Raw genomic sequence first — 775 nt, 5'->3', positions numbered from 1 at the left:
ACCTGGGAAGATACCGGACGCCACAAGGGGTCTGCCCTCGGCCCCAACATCAGCGACATGACCATCCAGGTGCAGCAGCTCAACCCCCTGACGGGTCGCCGCGAGCTGAGCCTGATGCCGGTGATCCGCTACCCCAACTTTGCCGATCTCTCTGCCGACCTGCCCCTCGACAGCCTGAAGGTGCTGGTGGGCAACGAAAAAGGAAAACCCCTGCGCGCGGTGTCGCTGCGGGAGCTGCTGGGGAACCTGCGCCGCTACTTGCACAACCCCCGCTCTTGGGCCGGCAACCGCAACTCGCTGCTGGCCCCACGGGATAGCTATGTGCTGGTGAGCGCCCAGGCCGCCTTTTTGCCCATCCCTGCCGGGGGATCCGCCCAATTCAACCCGGTGCTGTTCAACTATCAGTCTTATCCGGGCAACCCAGCCGTGCTGGCGATCTTGTCCACCCGCGAGGGCACCAGCATTACAGTGATCGAGAACCGCCCGGAGGAGGGATGGGGGAAGATCTGGGGCCAGCGCCTTTTCTTCAACCAAAACGGTGAACGGGCCAGCCTTACTGGGCAGCGCCTCAGCGATTTCCAAGCCCAGCAAGGCGCCAACCCAACCCCCAGGGATCCCGACTCGGCGGAAGTTCCGGAAGAAGCCCTGAACCTGGTAATGCTGATCCAGGTGCCCCTCAAGCAGCAGCAGCCGCTACGAAGGGAAGTTGAGGAGGTCAGTTACAGCCTGTTAAAGAACCAAGGGGTACAGTAGCAACACTTAGCAAACCAACTCC

At 62.1% G+C, this 775-nt stretch carries 1 pseudogene; it reads left to right on the top strand.

From position 1 onward, the window contains the following. A pseudogene (locus NW852_RS09125) lies at nucleotides 1-753 on the top strand (hypothetical protein); the annotation flags it as partial. Between the last annotated feature and the right edge of the window lie 22 nt (nucleotides 754-775).

The organism is Synechococcus sp. H60.1 (genome assembly GCF_047462335.1).
Lineage (GTDB): Bacteria > Cyanobacteriota > Cyanobacteriia > Thermostichales > Thermostichaceae > Thermostichus.
Note: the sequence above shows the minus strand (reverse complement) of the source record. Positions and strands in the feature narration are given on the sequence as shown.